At 37.2% G+C, this 20,529-nt stretch carries 20 protein-coding genes; 12 read left to right on the forward strand and 8 right to left on the reverse strand.

Annotation, left to right across the window (positions count from 1 at the left end; all coding sequences use genetic code 11):
• The first annotated feature begins 26 nt into the window (after positions 1–26).
• The 4 genes from MTZ49_RS07690 to MTZ49_RS07705 all read left to right on the forward strand — a co-directional run bounded on the left by MTZ49_RS07690 (position 27) and on the right by MTZ49_RS07705 (position 4,115).
• Positions 27–248, forward strand: coding sequence for a YgdI/YgdR family lipoprotein (locus MTZ49_RS07690; RefSeq protein WP_264747754.1), 222 nt, complete (start codon positions 27–29; stop codon positions 246–248).
• A 220-nt stretch (positions 249–468) separates the two neighbouring features.
• Positions 469–1,884: an acetyl-CoA carboxylase biotin carboxylase subunit gene (locus MTZ49_RS07695; RefSeq protein ID WP_264747755.1), complete on the forward strand. Its 1,416-nt coding sequence runs from the start codon at positions 469–471 to the stop codon at positions 1,882–1,884.
• Between the two features lie 17 nt (positions 1,885–1,901).
• A complete protein-coding gene (gene oadA, locus MTZ49_RS07700) occupies positions 1,902–3,707 on the forward strand; it encodes a sodium-extruding oxaloacetate decarboxylase subunit alpha (RefSeq protein WP_264747756.1) in 1,806 nt (601 codons plus the stop codon).
• 168 nt (positions 3,708–3,875) lie between these two features.
• A complete protein-coding gene (locus MTZ49_RS07705) occupies positions 3,876–4,115 on the forward strand; it encodes a hypothetical protein (protein WP_264747757.1) in 240 nt (79 codons plus the stop codon).
• Positions 4,116–4,253: 138 nt separating this feature from the next.
• Here the strand turns inward: MTZ49_RS07705 and MTZ49_RS07710 are convergent, their stop codons facing one another.
• The 3 genes from MTZ49_RS07710 to metG form a co-directional block, all read right to left on the reverse strand.
• The gene (locus MTZ49_RS07710) at positions 4,254–4,889 is read right to left on the reverse strand and encodes an NAD(P)H-hydrate epimerase (RefSeq protein WP_264747758.1); all 636 of its coding nucleotides are present in this window, start codon (positions 4,887–4,889) and stop codon (positions 4,254–4,256) included.
• A 125-nt stretch (positions 4,890–5,014) separates the two neighbouring features.
• Complete coding sequence (locus MTZ49_RS07715) at positions 5,015–5,332, reverse strand: hypothetical protein (RefSeq protein ID WP_264747759.1); 318 nt, start codon at positions 5,330–5,332, stop codon at positions 5,015–5,017.
• A 27-nt stretch (positions 5,333–5,359) separates the two neighbouring features.
• Positions 5,360–7,393 (reverse strand): methionine--tRNA ligase, encoded by a 2,034-nt coding sequence (metG, locus tag MTZ49_RS07720; protein WP_264747853.1) that lies wholly within the window; start codon positions 7,391–7,393, stop codon positions 5,360–5,362.
• Between the two features lie 118 nt (positions 7,394–7,511).
• On the opposite strand from metG, the gene MTZ49_RS07725 reads away from it, so the two are divergent.
• Positions 7,512–8,234: a tetratricopeptide repeat protein gene (locus tag MTZ49_RS07725; RefSeq protein WP_264747760.1), complete on the forward strand. Its 723-nt coding sequence runs from the start codon at positions 7,512–7,514 to the stop codon at positions 8,232–8,234.
• Between the two features lie 116 nt (positions 8,235–8,350).
• Complete coding sequence (locus tag MTZ49_RS07730; protein ID WP_264747761.1) at positions 8,351–11,044, forward strand: autotransporter outer membrane beta-barrel domain-containing protein; 2,694 nt, start codon at positions 8,351–8,353, stop codon at positions 11,042–11,044.
• A gap of 66 nt (positions 11,045–11,110) precedes the next feature.
• Here the strand turns inward: MTZ49_RS07730 and nagZ are convergent, their stop codons facing one another.
• From nagZ to MTZ49_RS07745, 3 genes are read right to left on the reverse strand one after another with little or no spacing between them, the layout of a single operon-like run.
• Positions 11,111–12,109, reverse strand: a complete 999-nt coding sequence (gene nagZ, locus MTZ49_RS07735) for a beta-N-acetylhexosaminidase (protein WP_264747762.1) — start codon at positions 12,107–12,109, stop codon at positions 11,111–11,113.
• 8 nt (positions 12,110–12,117) lie between these two features.
• The gene (locus tag MTZ49_RS07740) at positions 12,118–12,615 is read right to left on the reverse strand and encodes a L,D-transpeptidase (protein ID WP_264747763.1); all 498 of its coding nucleotides are present in this window, start codon (positions 12,613–12,615) and stop codon (positions 12,118–12,120) included.
• Positions 12,616–12,620: 5 nt separating this feature from the next.
• On the reverse strand, positions 12,621–13,316 hold the full coding sequence (locus MTZ49_RS07745) for a TetR/AcrR family transcriptional regulator (protein WP_264747764.1): 696 nt from the start codon (positions 13,314–13,316) through the stop codon (positions 12,621–12,623).
• A 273-nt stretch (positions 13,317–13,589) separates the two neighbouring features.
• Between MTZ49_RS07745 and MTZ49_RS07750 the strand changes: the two genes are divergently transcribed.
• The 4 genes from MTZ49_RS07750 (at position 13,590) to MTZ49_RS07765 (ending at position 16,928) form a co-directional block, all read left to right on the forward strand.
• The gene (locus MTZ49_RS07750) at positions 13,590–14,339 is read left to right on the forward strand and encodes an electron transfer flavoprotein subunit beta/FixA family protein (protein WP_264747531.1); all 750 of its coding nucleotides are present in this window, start codon (positions 13,590–13,592) and stop codon (positions 14,337–14,339) included.
• Positions 14,339–15,268: an electron transfer flavoprotein subunit alpha/FixB family protein gene (locus MTZ49_RS07755; protein ID WP_264747765.1), complete on the forward strand. Its 930-nt coding sequence runs from the start codon at positions 14,339–14,341 to the stop codon at positions 15,266–15,268. Before MTZ49_RS07750 ends, MTZ49_RS07755 begins: the two co-directional genes overlap by 1 nt.
• A gap of 84 nt (positions 15,269–15,352) precedes the next feature.
• Positions 15,353–15,610, forward strand: coding sequence for a YkgJ family cysteine cluster protein (locus MTZ49_RS07760; RefSeq protein ID WP_264747766.1), 258 nt, complete (start codon positions 15,353–15,355; stop codon positions 15,608–15,610).
• A gap of 13 nt (positions 15,611–15,623) precedes the next feature.
• On the forward strand, positions 15,624–16,928 hold the full coding sequence (locus tag MTZ49_RS07765; RefSeq protein WP_264747767.1) for an MFS transporter: 1,305 nt from the start codon (positions 15,624–15,626) through the stop codon (positions 16,926–16,928).
• Positions 16,929–16,981: 53 nt separating this feature from the next.
• Here the strand turns inward: MTZ49_RS07765 and tal are convergent, their stop codons facing one another.
• Positions 16,982–17,905 carry a transaldolase gene (gene tal / locus MTZ49_RS07770; protein ID WP_264747768.1) on the reverse strand — a complete coding sequence of 308 codons (924 nt, stop codon included), beginning with the start codon at positions 17,903–17,905 and terminating at the stop codon, positions 16,982–16,984.
• A 187-nt stretch (positions 17,906–18,092) separates the two neighbouring features.
• Here tal and nrdR point away from each other — a divergent pair, with 187 nt between their 5' ends.
• Both nrdR and ribD read left to right on the forward strand, forming a co-directional pair.
• On the forward strand, positions 18,093–18,563 hold the full coding sequence (nrdR, locus tag MTZ49_RS07775; protein ID WP_264747769.1) for a transcriptional regulator NrdR: 471 nt from the start codon (positions 18,093–18,095) through the stop codon (positions 18,561–18,563).
• On the forward strand, positions 18,556–19,659 hold the full coding sequence (gene ribD / locus MTZ49_RS07780) for a bifunctional diaminohydroxyphosphoribosylaminopyrimidine deaminase/5-amino-6-(5-phosphoribosylamino)uracil reductase RibD (protein WP_264747770.1): 1,104 nt from the start codon (positions 18,556–18,558) through the stop codon (positions 19,657–19,659). The genes nrdR and ribD overlap by 8 nt, the downstream gene beginning before the upstream one ends.
• Before the next feature lie 14 nt (positions 19,660–19,673).
• Here the strand turns inward: ribD and truA are convergent, their stop codons facing one another.
• Positions 19,674–20,528 (reverse strand): tRNA pseudouridine(38-40) synthase TruA, encoded by an 855-nt coding sequence (gene truA, locus MTZ49_RS07785; protein ID WP_264747771.1) that lies wholly within the window; start codon positions 20,526–20,528, stop codon positions 19,674–19,676.
• Between the last annotated feature and the right edge of the window lies 1 nt (position 20,529).

Here is a 20,529-nt window from a genome sequence, read left to right on the forward strand (position 1 = left end):
ATATTTTTATAAAAGGGGTATTACATATGAAATTGAAAGCATTAGCTGCTTTATTATTAGTTGGAAGTTTAGGTGTTTTAGCAGGTTGTTCAACACCATCTGTTATTACATTGAAAGATGGTCGTCAAATTCAAACAACTGACAAACCAAAATTAGATGCTGATGCAGGTTTCTATAGATTCCAACAGTTAGATGGTAAAGACACCACTATTAATAAAGATGATGTGTTAACTATCAAAGAATTATAAGTTCCAATATTAAGCCACACAGGTACTTTGTGTATTTGTGTGGTTTTATTTTTCCCTTCTTTATAGATCAGTTTATATAGTTAAAATTGTTACTTTATGTATATAAAAACTGACTTCTCTCTATAAAACTTCTAATTATTATAAAGTTTAATTGTACCTGTATTTATTAATAAGTTAAATTATTACATCTTTTGCTAACAATAAGTGCATGGGAGTCTATGTGATAAAAAAAATCCTAATTGCTAATAGGGGAGAAATCGCTGTACGGATTATCAGAGCCTGTGCCGAAATGGGCATTCGTTCGGTAGCTGTTTATAGTGAGGCTGATCGTCATGCATTACATGTTAAACGTGCTGATGAGGCTTATAATATTGGTGAAGAACCTTTAGAGGGTTATCTCAATCCCCAAAAATTAGTTGATCTTGCAGTAGAAGCTGGTTGTGATGCATTACACCCTGGATATGGTTTTTTATCAGAAAATCCAGAGTTGGCTAGATGCTGTGAGGCAAAGGGAATTCGTTTTATTGGTCCTTCGCCTGAGGTTATTCAGCTCATGGGTGATAAAACCCAAGCCAGAAATGCCATGATTAAAGCGGGGGTTCCTTGTACACCTGGTACGGAAGGTAATCTTAAAGATGTGGATGAGGCTTTAAGGGAAGCTGAAAGAGTCGGTTATCCGATTATGTTAAAAGCCACTTCTGGTGGTGGTGGGCGAGGTATTCGTCGCTGTAATAACCCTGAAGAGTTAAAGCAAAATTATTCCCGTGTTATTTCTGAAGCCACTAAAGCCTTTGGAAGTGCTGAGGTGTTTTTAGAAAAATGTATTATTAATCCTTGTCATATCGAAGTACAGATTTTGGCTGATAGCCATGGCAATGTGATTCATTTATATGAGCGTGATTGTTCAATTCAACGTCGTAATCAGAAGTTAATTGAGATAGCGCCTAGTCCACAGTTATTAGAAGCACAACGGCAATATATCGGTGGCCTAGCAGTGCGTGCTGCTCAAGCAGTAGGCTATGAAAATGCAGGTACAGTAGAGTTTCTACTTTCTGATAATAATTTCTATTTTATGGAAATGAATACCCGTGTTCAGGTGGAGCATACCATTACCGAAGAAATTACGGGGATTGATATTGTAAGAGAGCAAATTAGAATTGCTGCTGGCGAACCATTATCTGTTAGGCAGGAAGATGTTAAGTTTAGGGGTTATGCATTGCAGTTTCGTATTAATGCGGAAGATCCTAAAAATAACTTCTTACCTACCTTCGGTAGAGTAAGCCATTACTATGCGCCTGGTGGGCCTGGTGTTAGAACGGATACGGCTATTTATACAGGATATACTGTGCCGCCTTATTATGATTCGATGTGTCTTAAATTGGTGGTGTGGGCGCTAACTTGGGAAGAGGCTGTTAATAGGGGCGCACGTGCATTAGACGATATGCGTTTGCAAGGGGTTAAAACCACAGCCGCTTATTACCAAGAAATTTTAAAACATCCTGATTTTAGATCAGGCCATTTTAATACTAGCTTTGTTGATTCTCATCCTGAGTTGAGTGAATACTCGATCAAACGCAGACCTGAAGAATTGGCGCTAGCAATCTCTGCAGCTATTGCTGCTTATACTGGTTTATAACAGCAAGGTAGATATAAATGACTAAAAAGATTCTTATAACAGATACTATCCTTCGTGATGCTCATCAGTCTTTATTAGCAACTCGTTTTCGTACTGAGGATATGTTACCTATTTGCGATAAATTAGATAAAGTGGGTTATTGGTCTTTAGAAGTGTGGGGTGGTGCTACCTTTGATGTTTGTGTACGGTTTTTGAAAGAAGATCCATGGGAACGTTTGCGTCAATTAAGAAAAGCGTTACCTAATACCCGTTTACAAATGTTATTACGTGGTCAGAATTTATTAGGTTATCGCCATTATAGTGATGATGTGGTGCAAGCCTTTGTAGCAAAAGCAGCAGAAAATGGGATTGATGTATTTCGTATTTTTGATGCGATGAATGATGTGCGTAATTTACAAGCGGCTATTGATGCTGTAAATAAAGCAGGTAAACACGCACAAGGCACAATTAGTTATACCACTAGCCCAGTGCATACTATTGAGTCTTTTGTAGAGCAAGCAAAACAAATGGCTGATATGGGTGTGCAATCGATAGCCATTAAAGATATGGCTGGCTTGTTGACACCTTTTGTGACAGGTGATTTAGTCAAAGCATTAAAAGGGGCTTTAAATTTACCTGTGTTTATCCATTCCCATGATACAGCTGGTTTATCTACCATGTGCCAATTAAAAGCGATTGAGAATGGTGCCGATCATATTGATACGGCCATTTCTAGTATGGCTTGGGGTACAAGTCATCCTGCTACTGAATCAATGGTGGCAGCGTTGCGTGATACGCCTTATGACACAGGTTTAGATTTAGAGTTAATTCAAGAAATTGGTATGTATTTCTACGAAGTACGCAAAAAATATCACCAATTTGAAAGTCCATTTACTGGGGTTGATACCCGTGTACAAGCAAACCAAGTACCTGGTGGTATGATTTCTAACCTTGCTAACCAAATGCGCGAACAAGGTGCTTTAAATCGTATTAATGATTTATTTGATGAGATTCCAAGGGTTCGTAAGGACTTAGGTTATCCGCCATTAGTAACCCCAACCTCTCAAATTGTGGGTACTCAGGCATTATTTAATGTACTTTCTGGTGAGCGTTACAAAACCATTACTAATGAAGTTAAGCTTTATTTAGAAGGTCGTTATGGTAAGGCTCCAGGAGAAATTAACGAAGAATTACGTTTCCAAGCAATTGGTAATTCATTTGTGATTACAACACGCCCTGCTGACTATTTAGATCCAGAAATGGAACAATTACGAGCAGAAATTGGTGATTTAGCTAAGTCTGAAGAAGATGTATTAACTTATGCTATGTTCCCTGATATTGGTCGTAAGTATTTAGAAGAACGTGCTGCTGGTACTTTAAAACCTGAAGAGTTATTACCTATTCCTACCGCTGGTAGTGCAGGTGCAGCTGTTTCTAATGAAGGTGTATCTGAGTTTGTGGTGGATGTGCATGGTGAGAGTTACCGTATTGACATTAAGGGTGCTAGTGCTAAGGCTAAGGGAAAACGTCACTTCTATTTAACAGTAGATGGTATTCCACAAGAGGTAGTATTCGAACAGTTAGTTTCTGGTGAGAGTGCTGCTGGCGGACGTAAACAAGCTTCTAAAGAAGGTGATGTATCTGTTGGTATGACAGGCACTGTTGTGGACGTATTAGTAAAAGAGGGAGATATTGTTAAAAAAGGTCAAGCGCTCTTTATTACTGAAGCGATGAAAATGGAAACAGAAATTCAAGCCCCAATTGATGGTGTTGTTAAAGCTATTCATATTAAGGGTGGTGATGCTGTTAATCAAGGCGAATTACTGATAGAAATTGAAGGATAAATAGTAAACTATAAATGTGATTAATGGCACTAAACAATATTAATAGACTAGTAAAATAGAGCTTGTTATATTTTAATTACCAACTTAATTTGTTGAATTAATATGAAAAAAAATTAGTAAAACTAGTCTATTAATAGATAGTGCTTTAGTTGCAAATATGTTTTATGGTTGTGCGATGATAGAAAAGTATCAACCACTAATGAACCAGCAAAATTAACTACTGCTCCCAAGCAAAAATATGGCTTTTCAGCTTATTATGAAGATCCAAATAATAAAGACGCTATAAAGAAATTGGGCATAATGACAGACTCAAAACTTAGATCAGTTATTAGTGTAGCAAAAGATTTTAATAAGTCTGCTAAAGAGCGTTATAGATGTGTTTGTGATAATAAGCCTATTAACTTGTAGTGCTAGTTTTACAACAGGTACAGTACAAAATGTACAAGCTAAATATTAATAGTTTAGTGAATGCATTTAACCGTTAATTTATTGTTGTGCTAATCCTAAGAGCAATACTTTATCAGTATTGCCTTTATTTTTTGTATGTTATGTTGGAATCATATTTTTAGGTAAATCTAAAATATCAACAATCACTTCGCCAGCTAGTTTTTTTCCTTCCTCTGTATGTAAGGCGGGCTTATCACCTAAAAAAGTTAAAGTGGTTGTTGCTTTAATAACAGAGCCATACACTGTACCAGTGTAAGCATCTAAGCCTGATGGAGTGTCCAAAGCTAAAGTGGGTAAATTAAAAGCATTTAATTGACTAATAAACTGTTGCCAATTTTCAGATAATGGACGGTTTAAACCAATCCCAAATAAACCATCTATTATTAGTTTAGGCCGCGTTGTTAACTGATCTAGATGAGTAATTATAGGTAGCTTATTAATATGGCATAGTGCTAAAGCTTTTATAGCCGCAGGGCTTGCCACTGGCTCGGGAATAAAAAGTGTAACTTGATAGTCTCGGGAATGTAAATTTAACCCAGCCCATAAAGCATCGCCACCATTATTGCCTGTTCCTACAGCAATTAAAATATGGCTAGCGGTAGGATATTGATGATTTACCCAGTCAGCAGTAGAGCGTGCTGCTCGTTGCATTAAGTCAATCCCTGCCTGCTCAGCAGTTTGCTCTATTTGGCGGAGTTGGGGGAGGGTATAAGTTGTTACTATATTATTTATCATGCAAAATAAAATTATTAATAATTAAAAATCTTAATATTATCCATAAATAATATAGAATTTAATAAAAAATGCCTACCTATATAATTATTATATATAGGTAGGCATTAAGGAAGTTAACATTGTGGTTAGTGATGGGTGTCTTCAGCTTTTATTTGTGCCATAGATATTCGTACAGTATTTGCTTGATGTTTACATTCTTCTTGTGAACGTGTCTTTAAGCTATTTATCATAGAATTTCTTTTTTGTTCACGCTCAGTTATAGTTATTTTATTGTATAAAGGTGAAGCCTTATCATCATATATATAAGCGTTAAGCTCATCGTAAGCTTTTAATGTGTCTACACAATTACCTGTTAAACCTGTAACAGTATCAGTTGTATTTTCTGTTTTATCACAGGCCATCAAAAATAATGAACATATACTTACAATAACTATTTTTTTCATTTAATTAATCTCTTAATAATTTATATATTACTTAACTCTTTGTCCTGGTATTGCACCACTATCTGGACTTAGTAGGTAAATTTCTTCACCACCAGGGCCTGCGGCCATTACCATTCCTTCGGACATACCAAAACGCATTTTTCTTGGTTTTAGATTGGCTACCATTACAGTTAGGCGGCCTTCTAATTGGCTTGGGTCTTTGTATGCACTTTTAATACCTGCAAATACGTTGCGTTGTTGGTCACCAATATCTAAGGTTAACTGTAATAATTTATCAGCACCTTCTACATGTTGTGCTTTGATAATTTTAGCGACACGCATATCGACAGCAGCAAAAGCATCGTATTCAATTTCTGGTGCTAATGGGTCTTTTGTTAATTCGCCATTACCTTTAGGTACACCTTCAGCTTTTAAGTCTTCTTTAGAGGCTTCTATCATTGCATTAACTTGCTCTTGTTCAATACGTGTCATTAAGGGTTTAAACTCATTAAGTTGGTGATTAGCTAGAGGTGCTTGATAATCAGCCCATGTTAATGGTTCGATATTTAAATAAGCTTCGGCTTTTTTAGCTAACTCTGGTAATACAGGTTTTAAAGTAAGTACTAATAAGCGGAATAGGTTAATACCTAATGCACAAATTTCTTGAACTTGTTGTTGTTTACCTTCTTGTTTATTTAATGTCCAAGGTGCTTTGTCAGCAATCCATGCATTAGCTTGGTCGGCTAATGCCATAATTTCACGCATTGCTTTGTTAAAGTCACGGGCTTCATAAGCATCGGCAATTGTTGGAATAGTCTCTTGGAAGGTTTGCCATAATTCTGGAGCAGGGTTTGCCTCTACTAATACGCTATTATTACCACGAGCAATAAAGCCAGCACAACGACTAGCAATATTAACTACTTTACCTACTAAATCCGAGTTTACTTTTTGAATAAAGTCATCAAGGCTTAAATCAAGATCATCAACAGTACGAGTAAGTTTACTAGCATAGTAATAGCGTAAGTATTCTGGTTGTAAGTGGTCTAAGTAAGTACGGGCTTTAATAAATGTCCCTCTTGATTTAGACATTTTTGAGCCATTAACAGTTAGGTAACCATGTACATTAATTGCAGTAGGTTTACGATAGCCTGCACCATCTAACATCGCAGGCCAGAATAGGGCATGGAAGTTAACGATATCTTTACCAATAAAGTGGTAAACCTCTGCATTAGAGTCTTTTTTCCAAAAACTATCAAAGTCTAATTCTGGACGTTGTTTACATAGGTTTAATAAGCTAGCCATGTAGCCAATAGGAGCGTCTAGCCATACATAGAAAAACTTGTTAGGCTCACCTGGAATTTCAAAACCAAAGTAAGGCGCATCACGAGAAATATCCCATTCTTGCAAACCAGAATCTAACCATTCAGCTAATTTATTGGCAACAGAATCCTGTAATGAACCGCTACGTGTCCATGTTCTAAGCAGCTCTGTGAAATCAGGTAATTTAAAGAAGAAGTGCATAGATTCTTTAAGTACAGGAATAGCGCCTGAGATAGTGGATCTTGGATTTTTTAATTCAGTTGCATCATAAGTAGCACTGCATTTTTCACAATTGTCGCCATATTGATCTTCTGCACCACAACGAGGACAAGTACCTTTAATAAAACGATCAGCTAAAAACATTTGTTTTTCAGGGTCAAAATATTGAGTTACTGGTCGAGTAGCAATATGACCTTGTTCTTTTAGTTTTAAGTAAATTTTTTCTGATAGTTCTTTATTCTCGGTGCTATGGGTTGAGTAAAAATTATCAAATGCTACAAAGAAATCAGCAAAGTCTGTGCTATGTTCTGCACGAACATTATCAATTAATTGTTCTGGAGTAATGCCTTCTTTTTCAGCACGTAACATAATGGCTGATCCATGAGCATCATCAGCACATACATAAATAGCTTGATGACCACGCATTTTTTGAAAACGAACCCAGATATCAGTTTGAATATATTCAACTAAGTGGCCTAAATGTATAGAACCATTGGCATAGGGTAAGGCACTGGTAACAAGTATTTTGCGGGTTGTCATGATATCTGCCGTTATTTCCATTAAGTTAAAAGGGTTATTGTACTAAATTTATTACACTTTGCAGTGTAGAATACGTTAAATTAACTATTAATTATAAATAACAGTGAGCTTGTTATTCCAGATGAAAAATAATCTATTTTTTAAACAATGGCTAAATTTCTGTGCATTAATACTTATTGTATTGGTATTACAGGGTTGTATTTCTCGTAATGTGCAAAATTATAATTATAAAAATAATATTATAGAGGGAGCAAAACAAGGTAATGCTGAGCAGCAATTTTTATTAGGTTGGCATTATCAATATGGTTGGATTGTTCCAAGAGATAATGGACAAGCTGTTTATTGGTATGAGCGTAGTGCTTGGCAGGGTAATCCAAAGGCTGAGTTTCATCTAGCTAGTATGTTTGATAAAGGAATAGGTACTGTCCAAAATAAAGCCCGTGCCGTTTATTGGTATCGCAAAGCTGCTGCTCAAAATTATACAGAAGCTCAGATTAATTTAGGTTGGTTCTATTTATTAGGTGAAGATATTGATGAAAATAACGAAGAAGCACTTTACTGGTTTAAACGTGCAGCTGACCAAAATAATGGGGAAGCAATGGTGATTTTAGGAAGTTTATACCGTTATGGAAGGGGAGTTGCAAAAGATGGTCAACAAGCTGTGTATTGGTATGAGTTGGCCACTAAACAGAATAGGGTAGTAGCAATGTTTTTGTTGGGTGATATATATGAAAAAGGGGATATAGTAAATAAAAATACCGCATTAGCTAAAGAATGGTTTCAAAAAGCAGCAAACTTAGGTTATCAGCCAGCTAAGGATAGATTAATGAATTTATTGAAATAATTATCATATTAGCTATATTTTTGCAATAAGACTTAAATCTTAATATATTTAATACAAATTTTTATTTGATTGATTATAATAGAAAAAGCCTTAAATGTTGTTAATGGAATAATAGTATGTTTGCAAAATGTTTTACAGGGAGGTTGCTATTAAGTGTTTCCCTTATTTTTATCATAAAACCTATCTTTGCTTTAGACCCAAATTACCAAAATCCAACAGGTTCAAATCTCACAGTAGATAATCAGACTATAACATCTATTGTTGATACTTCTGTTTTAGGAGGTGGAGTTATATTAGGAAACCCTGAAATGGGTAGTTATCTTGGTGATGTAACTTTAACTTTAACAGATAGCACTATTGATTTAAATCAAAATAATGTCTCGCATGCAGTTAGAACCGGTAGCTATAGTGCTAATGCAACATTAACCACTAATATTAGTAACTCTACTGTTAAATTAGTGTCTACAGGTGGATTTCCCCCAAATACCATAGGAGTATTATCAGAATCACATAGCAGTGGGCAAATCCATCTTCTAAATTTAGAAGATATAAATATAGATGTAATAGGGACTGTTGCCAATCCATCGATAGGAATACTCGCATATTCAATTAATGGGGCTAATACGATTGATATTCAGCTTGTAGGGACTAATATTATAAAAGCAACAGGTAATGCTGATTATGTAACTGCTATTTATGCAGGTCGTGATGGAAGTACTAATATCACGATTCAAGAACAAGACAGTGGTGGTAGTATTATTGCTATATCAAATGGTACAGCAACAAGTTATGCTATAAGAGCTGATGAAGGGTCTAGTTCTACCATTATTAATACAAAGTCAGAAATTACTTCTACTTCAGCATCTGGTAGTGCTTATGGTATTGCGGCAAGCGGTAATGTAGTAGAAATTGAAAACTTAGGTTCAATTACTGCTGATGGTGTAAATAGTTTTGGTATTTATACAACAGCTACAGATTCTGCTAGGTTAGATATTAAATCTAATATTTTGGTACAAGGTAGCAGCAATTCAACGGCTATATATAGTCAAACCGGTACAGGCGATAACATTATTAATGTTGCAGAGGGTATTCATGTTCATGGAGGAGATGGAGCAGGTGCAACAGTCAATATAGCAAGTACTTCGGGTAATCAAATATTAACTAATGATGGTGTTATTAGTGCAACCAGTGACCGTGCAATTGTTGGTGGAAGTGCTGGGAGTACTACAATAGATAATAACAATTTGATGACAGGTTATGTCAGTCTTTCGGGTAATAATGTTATTTTCAATAATAATGGTCGCTTTGATTTACAGAATTTTGGCAGTGGAGCTAAAGCAAATAGTGTTAGTAGTTTTGGAGCAAATGGTGTCTTTAATAATTCAGGCGTATTAGCTTTATCAAATAAAAATAATACAGGTACTACTACTCAAGCTTCTTTAACAGGCCTTGCTAACTTTAATCATAATGGTGTGATTGATTTAAGGACAGGCCAAAATAGTTTGGCAGGTAATACGTTAACAATTGGTAATGCAGGAGCAGGTAACTTTGTTTCTAATGGTGGTGCTTTATATTTAAATACTTATATTGCAACTACTGGAGGCATAAGTGACAAGCTTGTTATAGACAATGCAATAACGGGTACTGGTGCAACTAAAGTATTTATTACACCTACTGCTGGTAGTTCGTATGGTTATTTAACAGGTGATGGTATAGAGGTTATACAGGTTAATGGTAATTCTTCTAATAATGCCTTTGCTCTAGGGCGACCTGTAGTGAATGGTATTTATCAATATGGTCTTTATCAAGGTGGCTCAGCCAGTGCCTATAGTTGGTATTTAAAAAATATGCCAAATGCTATCAATCCCATTGTTGGTGCTTATTTGGCTAATCAAGTAGCCGCTACGGAGATGTTTAATCAACAATTAAGAGATCGTTTATTAGCATCATCCACGGCAGCTTCAACAGATACCTCACAACTAAATACTTTGTGGTTACGTACTAAGATGACTCATGGCAGCAGGCATAGCGTTCATGACAGTCTTAGTAATAGAGATCGTATGTATATCATGCAGTTAGGTAGTGATCTAGGTGTATGGCGCTTAAATGAAGGTAATCTGCATGTAGGGATTATGGCTGGTTATGGTGATTATGAAAATACCAGTACCTCACGCTCTACACGTATTAAAGCAGACTCTTCTGTTAAAGGCTATAACGTGGGTACTTATGCTAGTTGGTTCCAAAATGATGACTCTGCACTAGGCTTATATGTGGATACTTGGTCGCAATATGGTTGGTTCCGTAATGAGACCAAAGGCAAAGAAGTTTCAGGCAATAAAAAATATAATAGTAATGTATGGAGTAATTCACTAGAAATTGGATATGGCTTAGTATTAGGCCAGCAACAGACCACTCAGTGGGTTGCAACACCACAAGTACAGTTAACGTATCATTATTATGATACAGATAATTTATATGATAGACATAATGAGTTGTGGGTAACAGACAATAAAGGAAGTGGCTTGATGTCGAGGGTGGGGGTACGTTTGCATGCAAGAGATACCCAACGTAAACAGGCTATAGAACCATTTATAGAGATGAATTGGATTAATAATACAGCCAAAAATCAGTTAGAGTTTAATGGTACTGAATTGCGAGATGGTATGCCTAAAAATCGCTTTGAGGCTAAGTTAGGCTTGCAAGGTAATATAACTAATCAATTAAACGTTTCGGCTCAAGTTGGTGGTCAATGGGGACGCAGTAAATTTGATCAGTATCAGGGGCAACTTAATCTTAATTATCGATTCTAAAGAGTTATTATTGGTAGATAAATAAAAAAGGTAATCAAATGATTACCTTTTTTTATAACAGATTTTTTATACGAGTAGCTGTGCTTGTTGTAAAGTCCGTACAGCTTCTAACCAGTCAGGTTGAGATTTATAGTCAGTGCTAGGTGTTACTTTAGTTTTCATCATTGCTAGTTTTTGGCTAGGTAGTATGTTTAGTTTTTGAGTGGAAATTAAAGCCTCTTCTGCCATAGCTCGATTATTACAGACTAAGGCTATATCACAACCTGCACCAAAAGCAGCTGCTACACGATTATGAATATCACCTACTGCATGGGCACCAACCATAGATAGGTCATCGCTAAAAATAATCCCTTTAAACTGTAGTTCTTGGCGTAAAATAGTTTGTATCCAGTATGCAGAAAAACCAGCAGGTTTATTGTCTACTTGGGTATAGATGATATGAGCAGGCATAATGCCTACTAATTGTTGAGAGAGTTTTGTAAAAGGAATTAAATCAGTTTTTCTAATTTCATCTAAAGAACGTTCATCTTCTGGAATAACAAAATGAGAATCACCTGTTACCCAACCATGTCCTGGAAAATGTTTACCTGTGGCTTGCATACCGGCCTTTTGCATACCAGTTATAAAGGCACTAGCTAACTCAGTTACTTTTTCAGGATTATTAGCAAAAGCGCGTTTGCCAATAACTTGGTTTCTATCATAGTTAATATCAAGTACAGGAGCAAAGCTAATATCAAGGCCAATAGCCAATACTTCCGTAGCCATTAACCAACCGCAATAATTAGCTAGCGCTAGTGCATTAGGATGTTCAATAAAGCTTCCCATAGCAGGGAGTTTTAGCATATTTTGACGTAACCGTTGTACACGACCACCTTCTTGATCAATAGCTAAAATTAAATCAGGGCGAATAGCTCGAATAGAAGCACATAGCTCTCTTACTTGTTTAGGGTCTTCTGTATTACGAGTAAATAATATTAAGCCACCAATTTCAGGGTGTTTTAGAAATTGACGGTCTTCAGCAGTCAACCAAAGACCTTCAATATCAACCATTAATGAGCCTTGCATAAGATGCCTTATTCTGTATAGGGTTGTTCACTGATTTCTACAGGACAGTGAATTGGTATTAATTCAAAGAGTTTAATTATATCAGTATTGCGTAACCTAATGCATCCATGAGAGAGAGGGATGCCCATCGGCTCTATGTCAGGTGTGCCATGCAAATAGATGTAACGACGAAAGGTGTCAACATTACCTAGTCGATTAAAACCTAATTCACAACCACTAAGCCATAGTATACGAGTTAATATCCAATCTCTATTCGGGTGTTGTTGAGCTAATTCAGATGACCAAATCTCACCTGTCCAACGTCTTCCACTGAGTACGGCATTAATAGGTAAATTAGCCCCAATTTTAGCTCTTATAAAGTGTTTGCCAAGCGGTGTGCAATTACTGTTTTGTAACTGTCCAGCTCCTTTTAAAGCAGTAGAGACTGGTATGGTTAACGTTAACTTCCCTTGTCTAAAGCCATAAAGCTTCTGATCAGCAATGGAAACAATAAGTTGATCTAACATTAGATTTATTTTAGTTTAGAAATATCGTATTTTGCATTCACTAGCGTTTGATCTTTTAATGCTGGTGCAGCTAATAACCCAGCTGTAATATAAGGAGTCATTAACTGAATAACTTGTGATGTTTTAATTGAGGTTTTAAATTCCTTTTTCATTAACGTTCTAAAATATTCCAAACTCGCTATATTAAGTAAGATGGTACCTAAGCCAAAATGTAATCGCCAAAACCATTCTACTTCTGAAATATTATCATCATGAGCCGCTTTTCTCAGCAGTAATCCATAACGATAGAATACAATACCAAAATCATTACTCATATATTCATGCAAAAATAATTGTTTTTGTAGTAATGCATTGCTTAATAAGCGCATAAAGGTAACCACACCTTTTGGGCTATGTGATTTGACGGACACAATTAATTCCATAAAGATGGCTAACAGCTCTTCAGTTGAAGGCGTAGCATTTTGTGCTGACTCATAGTAATCTAGTTTCTTTTCAAGCTCAGAACAAAACTGTGTTAAATATCTCGAAAAAATGGCTTTAATTAAACCTTCTTTTGAACCAAAGTGATAATTGACTGCAGCTAGATTAACTTCAGCCTCAGCAGTGATGGTGCGTAAAGATGTTTCTGTGAAACCTTTTTCTGCAAATAATTGTTCGGCAGCATTATAAATACGTTCTATGGTTTTATCAGATGCTTTCATTGTGGCTTTCCAATATATTAAGGCAATATGTAATTATAATATGTAATGATTTTTAAACATTAACATAATAGTTAAAAAATGCTTAAAAGTCATTTAAAGAGCTGTTACTTTATATAATGGACTGTTAAATAAAGTAACTGAGTTTGGTCAATTAACTAGAACAATTAACCTATTCGCGTTAAACTAACTGCATCCCATGCGGTTATAATTTTTATAATATATGTCTATAGTTAGGCTATTTTTCACCCACAGAAGAAGAGAAAGAGGACACCCATGAAGGTTCTTGTAGCAGTTAAACGAGTGGTTGACTACAACGTAAAAGTCCGTGTTAAAGCAGACAATACGGGAGTTGACCTAGCTAATGTCAAAATGTCAATGAACCCCTTTTGCGAAATTGCGGTAGAAGAAGCAATTCGCTTAAAAGAAAAAGGCATAGCCACCGAAGTAGTTGCCGTATCAGTAGGCCCAGTAGCGGCACAAGAACAACTTCGTACCGCCTTAGCATTAGGCGTTGATCGCGCTATCCTCGTAGAAGCCGAAGACAACCTAAGCTCCCTCAACGTAGCCAAAGTACTAAAAGCAGTAGTCGACAAAGAACAACCACAACTCATTATCCTAGGTAAACAAGCCATCGATACCGACAACAACCAAACAGGCCAAATGTTAGCCGCCCTAGGTAATTACTCACAAGGTACCTTTGCCTCCAAACTAGAAGTAGCGGGCGACAAAATCAACCTTACTCGCGAAATTGATGGTGGACTACAAACCGTAGCACTAACCCTACCAGCCGTAGTAACAACCGACCTACGTCTTAACGAACCACGCTATGCTTCACTCCCTAACATCATGAAAGCCAAGAAAAAGCCATTAGAAACTACCAACCCTGCTGACCTAGGCATTACCGTCAACAACACCGTAACCACCCTAAAAGTAGAAGCCCCTGCTGCCCGTAAAGCAGGTATCAAAGTAAGTTCAGTAGCAGAACTCGTAGACAAACTAAAGAACGAAGCGAAGGTGATCTAATGACAATCCTTGTTATAGCAGAACACAACAACACAACATTAAATACCGCCACCCTCAACACCGTAGCGGCAGCCCAAGCAATTGGTGGAGACATCCACATCCTCGTCGCAGGCCAACATGCCCAAACAGTAGCTGACGCGGCGGCAAAAGTACCAGGCATAAGCAAAGTCTTACTAGCAGACAATGCAGCCTATGCCCACATGCTACCTGAAAACGTAGCCAAACTTATTCTAGGCCTAGCCAACAACTACAGCCACATCCTAGCGCCAGCCACAACCGATGGTAAAAACTACCTACCACGCGTAGCAGCCCTACTCGATGTAGACCAAATCTCAGAAATCATCGCCGTACAAAGCCCAGACACCTTCAAACGCCCCATCTACGCAGGCAATGCTATTGCCACCGTACAAACAAGCGCCAACATCAAAGTCATCACTGTGCGTACCACAGGTTTTGATGCAGTAGCGGCTGAAGGTGGTAATGCGACCATTGAAGCGATTAGCGAAGCAACCGACGCAGGCGTATCCAGCTTTATCAACGAAGAACTAGCCAAATCAGACCGTCCAGAACTAACCGCAGCCAAAGTAATTGTATCAGGTGGTCGTGGCCTACAAAATGGCGACAACTTCCAACTACTTTACGCCCTAGCAGACAAACTAGGCGCAGCGGTAGGTGCATCACGAGCAGCGGTAGATGCTGGCTATGTACCTAACGACCTCCAAGTAGGCCAGACAGGTAAAATCGTAGCTCCAGAACTCTACATAGCGGTAGGTATTTCAGGCGCTATCCAACATCTAGCGGGCATGAAAGACTCCAAAGTTATTGTAGCGATCAACAAAGACGAAGAAGCCCCTATCTTCCAAGTAGCGGATTATGGTTTAGTGGGTGACTTATTTGAGTTAGTGCCTGAACTTACTAAAGCGCTATAGGCAACATTAAAGATTAGTGTTATAAATAACCCTATTCATCTTATGTGAATAGGGTTTTTTGTTTATATAGTTAATAATATTTTTATGGAATGTCGTTTGGGTTGTGGGGCTTGTTGTATTGCTCCGTCTATTTCTTCTTCTATTCCAGGAATGCCTAATGGTAAACCTGCAGGTATTCGCTGTGTACAACTTAATGAGCAAAATCTTTGTCAATTATTCGGTAGTTCAGAACGTCCCTTAGTATGTTCAGCTTTCCAAGCAGAACATACTATTTGTGGCGATAATAGTGAACAGGCAATGCAGATAATTACAGAGTGGGAACTAATAACTAAAGTATCTTAAATAGGTAAGGTTAATGTCACAGAAGCATTTATCAACACGTTTGTATAACTATTTGAGTGGCAATAAACAAGATCAAAAAGAAACAAGTCAAACCAAAAATGAAGAGGTATTGCAGCGCAATTTCTTTAGCCATTTGTGGATTTCTTTAGGGAATAAATTAGCTGATTCCTTAATTAGCCCCCGCCTTATTTTACCTTGGCTATTAAGTGCTATGCATGCGCCATTATGGGTAGTGAGTTTATTAGTACCTATTCGTGAGGCAGGTGCTTTATTACCGCAATTAATTGTCGCTAGTATTTTACGGGTTAAAAAAATTCGTAAATGGGTATGGTTTAATGCTTGTTTGGTATTAACTTTATGTGGTGTGGCGTTAATAATACTGGCCATTACTGGAGAGGGTTTCTGGGGGTCTGTATTAGTATTGGTAACATTAACTATTCTTTCTTTAGCAAGAGGTGTTACCTCAATTACTAGTAAAGATGTAATGGCTAAAACCATTGATAAAGAAAGCCGCGGCCATTTAATGGGGTGGAGTACCAGTATTGCAGGGGGGATTACGCTACTTGCAGGCGTGATATTAGTATTACTCACTGATCAACCCGGTAGGCCAATAGTAGCTGGGTTATTGCTATTAGCTACTTTAGGTTGGGCTGTTGATATTATCTTTTGCGCTCGTTTAATTGAACCTGAAAGTGAAATAGAACAAGAATTAAAAGAAAAAAGTAGTTTAGTGAGAGCTTGGGAATTATTGAAAACAGATAAGCAGTTTTTACATTTTAATATTAGCCGTTCATTACTGCTTTCTAGTGCTTTGGCCTTACCCTATATTGCTATTTTGGGTAGAAAACATAGCGGTGCAAATTTGGGTAGTTTAGGTATTCTAGTATTAATCTCGGGCATAGCCACTATGGTTGCTAGTCCTTTTTGGGGTAAATATGCTGATCATTCTAGCCGTAATGTTATGCGAGATAGTGGATTAGTGGTAGCTGTTATTTGTTTTGCTATTACTCTATTTGGTTATTTGCCTGAAAGTATTAGTAGTACAGTCTGGCCGTATGCATTTGCTTATGGCTTTGTTGTGATTGGTGAAACAGGGATTGGTATAGGTCGTAAAACCTATATTGTCAATATGGGGGATGGAGAAAGCAGGGCACTTTATATTGCGTTATCTAATACCATTACAGGGATTTTAGTGTTGATATTAGGTTCAATACTCGCAGCATTAAGTTCATGGGCAAGTCTTGATGTGGTATTAATTACCTTAGCGGTAGGCTGTATAATTGGTGCTTGGTCTGCACAAAAATTAGAAAATATTTAAAGTATAGAATAGGCAGTTTAATAATAAACTGCCTGTAGTTGATTTAGTGGTTATTAAACAGCTAATAATTTTTCTAATTTTTCTTGGTCTCGAGCAAAGGCACGAATACCTTCTGCTAGTTTTTCTGTAGCCATTGCGTCTTCATTCATATGCCAGCGATATTGGCTTTCCGATAAACTTTGTTGAGTTTCTTGTGTTCCTTGCTCTGGAGATAGTATACGAGGAAGGTCATTATTATCTTGTGCTAACTTTTCTAATAAGTCTGGACTAATAGTTAGTCGATCACAACCTGCTAGTTGTTCAATCTGGCCTATATTACGGAAGCTAGCACCCATTACAATGGTTGAGTAGTTGTATTGTTTATAGTAATGATAAATACGACTAACAGATTGTACACCTGGGTCTTCTACAGCGGTAAAGTCACGGTTTTCAGCTTTCTTATACCAATCATAAATTCTACCAACAAAAGGTGAGATTAAGAAAACACCAGCTTCTGCACAAGCAACGGCTTGAGCAAATGAAAATAATAGGGTTAAGTTAGTTTGGATACCCTCTTTTTCAAGTTGTTTTGCGGCTTGAATACCTTCCCATGTGGCAGCAATTTTAATTAAAACACGTTCTTTATTAATGCCTTGTGCTTGGTAAATATTGATAAGTCTTTTGGCTCTATTTATCGTTGCTTGGCTATCAAAAGAGAGTCTAGCATCTACTTCAGTAGAAATTTTTCCTGGAATAACATTTAGTATTTCTTTACCTACCAGTACTGCAAAAGTATCACAAGCAATACCAATATCTTCTTTGGCTTGTTGTTTTACTTGATTTAGTTGTTGTTGATACTGTGGTAATGCAGCAGCTTTTAATAATAGTGATGGGTTAGTTGTAGCATCTACAGGTTTTAATCGAGCAATTGCTTCCATATCCCCTGTATCTGCAACAACAGTAGTAATTTGGCGAAGTTGTTCTAATTTATTTGACATAACGTACTCGGTATAGAAAATCAGTCCATAGAAATTGCATAACACTACCTGAGTTAATTAAATTACTCAATGATATTGATTAAATAGATTGCAAAATAGTTAATAAAGAATAAAAATGCTATAGGTAATACAGTACAATAACTAAAACTTTATCTAGGATCTTATATTCACGGGGGGAAGGCCTATTATGCATTGTCCATTTTGTGGTACTCATGATACAAAAGTGATTGATTCACGTTTAGTGGCTGAGGGAGATCAAGTTAGACGCAGACGTGAATGCATTGAATGTGGTGAGCGCTTTACAACGTTTGAAACAGCAGAATTAGTTATGCCGCGGATAATTAAACAAGATGGAACGCGTCAGCCTTTTAATGAAGATAAATTACGGGCTGGTATGCTTAGGGCATTGGAAAAACGGCCTGTAAGTATGGAGTTATTAGAGGAAGCATTAGCAAGAATTAAACATAAACTCAGGGCATCGGGTGAACGTGAAATTAGTTCACTAAAAGTAGGTGAGCTTGTAATGGAGGAGTTGAAAGGATTAGATGAGGTTGCTTATATCCGTTTTGCCTCTGTATACCGTAGTTTCCAAGATATTAATGCTTTCCGTGATGAGGTAGAGCGCCTTTCACAAAATATTGATAAGAATAATGAATAATCATCAATTATGGATGAGCAAAGCATTACTGTTGGCTCGTCAAGGTATTTATTCTACTCATCCCAATCCACGTGTTGGTTGTGTAATTGTTGCCGATAATCAGCTTGTTGGGCAAGGGTGGCACCAAAAGGCCGGTGAGCCACATGCTGAGGTTTATGCTTTACGAGAGGCAGCAGAGAAAGCAAAAGGCGCAACAGCCTATGTTACTTTAGAGCCTTGTAGTCATTTTGGTAGAACACCACCTTGTGCAGATGCTTTGGTAAATGCAGGTGTTGCCAAAGTTGTGATTGCTATGCAAGACCCTAACCCTCAAGTGGCAGGAAAAGGTATCGCAAAATTACAGGCTGTTGGTATTGAGGTTATTTGTGGTGTATTAGAACAAGAAGCGGCAACCTTGAACAAAGGTTTTATTAAACGTATGCGTTCAGATTTACCCTATGTTACTGTTAAATTAGCGATGAGTTTAGATGGTCGTACAGCAATGGCTAGTGGTGAGAGTCAGTGGATTACAGGAGCTGCTGCGCGTAGTGAAGTACAACGATTAAGAGCACAGAGTAGTGCTATTATTACAGGCGCTGATACAGTAATATTTGATGATGCAAAGCTAACAATAAGAGCAGAAGAATTAGGATTAAGTGACACATTAACTAATTTAGCTTTAAAGAGAATCCCTTTAAGAGTGCTTGTTGATAGTAAGGGGCGAGTATCCTTTGATAAAGCTTTTTACCAATATCCTTATTCATTAACTGTTTCTAGTTTACCTATACCAAACACGTTAAGAGATGATCAATATTGGTTACAATTACCTGCTAATAAACAGGGATATATAGATTTATTAGCGTTATTAAAAATACTGGCTAAAGATTATGCTGTTAATGAGCTATTAGTTGAAGCAGGAGCAACGTTGGCAGGTGCTTTTACTCAAGCAAAACTAGTGGATGAGTATCAAATTTTTATGGCTAGTAAACTGTTGGGTTCTTCTGCAAGACCATTATTAGACTTACCTTTACAATCAATATCAGAAGCGATTTCTCTAAATATTAAAGACATAAGAGCGATAGGTGATGATTGGTTAATAAAAGCTTATCCACAGTAATAAGCTTTTATTAATTAGATTTCTAGCCCCGATAAAAAATGTGGCCCTATAAAGCGTTTGGGAATATCAAATTCTTCAGGGTATTCAACATTAACTAGGTACAATCCATAAGGTGGGGCAGTAACACCTGCTTTAGTACGATCTTTAGCTTCTAATGCTTCTTTTGCCCAACTAATAGGGCGCTCGCCCGCACCTATGGTCATTAAAAGTCCAGCAAAATTTCGTACCATATGATGTAGAAAGGCATCAGCACGAACGTCTAGAATAATCAATTTACCAAATTGTATTACTTTAAAATGATAAATAGTTTTAATAGGTGATTTAGCTTGACATTGTACTGCCCGAAAAGAGGTGAAATCATGGGTACCAATAAAATAATTAGCGGCTTCCTGCATTTTATTAATATCTAAAGAGCGAAAATTCCATGTAACTTCATCAGAAAGGTGAGCGGGGCGTATAGGGTCACTATAGATAACATAACGATAACGCCTAGCAAATGCTTTATAACGCGCGTGAAAATGCTCTGGTACTACTTTTGCCCATGTAACACTAATATCTTTAGGAAGATTTGCGATAGTGCCCATGATCCAAGCATTCATAGGCCTAATTACATGAGTATCAAAATGGACTACTTGTCCACTTGCATGTACGCAAGCATCTGTACGGCCAGCAACAGATACAGTAATAGGGCTATTAGCAACTGTACTCAGGGCTAATTCTAAGGTTTCTTGGATACTTGGTATGCCATCTAACTGACGTTGAAAGCCCCGATAACGTGAACCATTATATTCAATGCCAAGCGCTATTCTGGAAACGTTTGCGGCAGCCATTTCGGCTGCCGCATTCGAATTACTACTTTTTTCTATCATC

Source organism: Entomomonas sp. E2T0 (assembly GCF_025985425.1).
GTDB lineage: Bacteria > Pseudomonadota > Gammaproteobacteria > Pseudomonadales > Pseudomonadaceae > Entomomonas.

What these genes read in the sequence shown, in the direction of transcription:
- MTZ49_RS07690 (WP_264747754.1), top strand. Translation starts at nt 27, where the DNA reads ATGAAATTGAAAGCATTAGCTGCTTTATTATTAGTTGGAAGTTTAGGT.
- oadA (WP_264747756.1), top strand. Translation starts at nt 1,902, where the DNA reads ATGACTAAAAAGATTCTTATAACAGATACTATCCTTCGTGATGCTCAT.
- MTZ49_RS07710 (WP_264747758.1), bottom strand. Translation starts at nt 4,889, where the DNA reads ATGATAAATAATATAGTAACAACTTATACCCTCCCCCAACTCCGCCAA.
- MTZ49_RS07715 (WP_264747759.1), bottom strand. Translation starts at nt 5,332, where the DNA reads ATGAAAAAAATAGTTATTGTAAGTATATGTTCATTATTTTTGATGGCC.
- MTZ49_RS07725 (WP_264747760.1), top strand. Translation starts at nt 7,512, where the DNA reads ATGAAAAATAATCTATTTTTTAAACAATGGCTAAATTTCTGTGCATTA.
- MTZ49_RS07730 (WP_264747761.1), top strand. Translation starts at nt 8,351, where the DNA reads ATGTTTGCAAAATGTTTTACAGGGAGGTTGCTATTAAGTGTTTCCCTT.
- nagZ (WP_264747762.1), bottom strand. Translation starts at nt 12,109, where the DNA reads ATGCAAGGCTCATTAATGGTTGATATTGAAGGTCTTTGGTTGACTGCT.
- MTZ49_RS07740 (WP_264747763.1), bottom strand. Translation starts at nt 12,615, where the DNA reads ATGTTAGATCAACTTATTGTTTCCATTGCTGATCAGAAGCTTTATGGC.
- MTZ49_RS07745 (WP_264747764.1), bottom strand. Translation starts at nt 13,316, where the DNA reads ATGAAAGCATCTGATAAAACCATAGAACGTATTTATAATGCTGCCGAA.
- MTZ49_RS07750 (WP_264747531.1), top strand. Translation starts at nt 13,590, where the DNA reads ATGAAGGTTCTTGTAGCAGTTAAACGAGTGGTTGACTACAACGTAAAA.
- MTZ49_RS07755 (WP_264747765.1), top strand. Translation starts at nt 14,339, where the DNA reads ATGACAATCCTTGTTATAGCAGAACACAACAACACAACATTAAATACC.
- MTZ49_RS07760 (WP_264747766.1), top strand. Translation starts at nt 15,353, where the DNA reads ATGGAATGTCGTTTGGGTTGTGGGGCTTGTTGTATTGCTCCGTCTATT.
- MTZ49_RS07765 (WP_264747767.1), top strand. Translation starts at nt 15,624, where the DNA reads ATGTCACAGAAGCATTTATCAACACGTTTGTATAACTATTTGAGTGGC.
- tal (WP_264747768.1), bottom strand. Translation starts at nt 17,905, where the DNA reads ATGTCAAATAAATTAGAACAACTTCGCCAAATTACTACTGTTGTTGCA.
- nrdR (WP_264747769.1), top strand. Translation starts at nt 18,093, where the DNA reads ATGCATTGTCCATTTTGTGGTACTCATGATACAAAAGTGATTGATTCA.
- ribD (WP_264747770.1), top strand. Translation starts at nt 18,556, where the DNA reads ATGAATAATCATCAATTATGGATGAGCAAAGCATTACTGTTGGCTCGT.
- truA (WP_264747771.1), bottom strand. Translation starts at nt 20,528, where the DNA reads ATGATAGAAAAAAGTAGTAATTCGAATGCGGCAGCCGAAATGGCTGCC.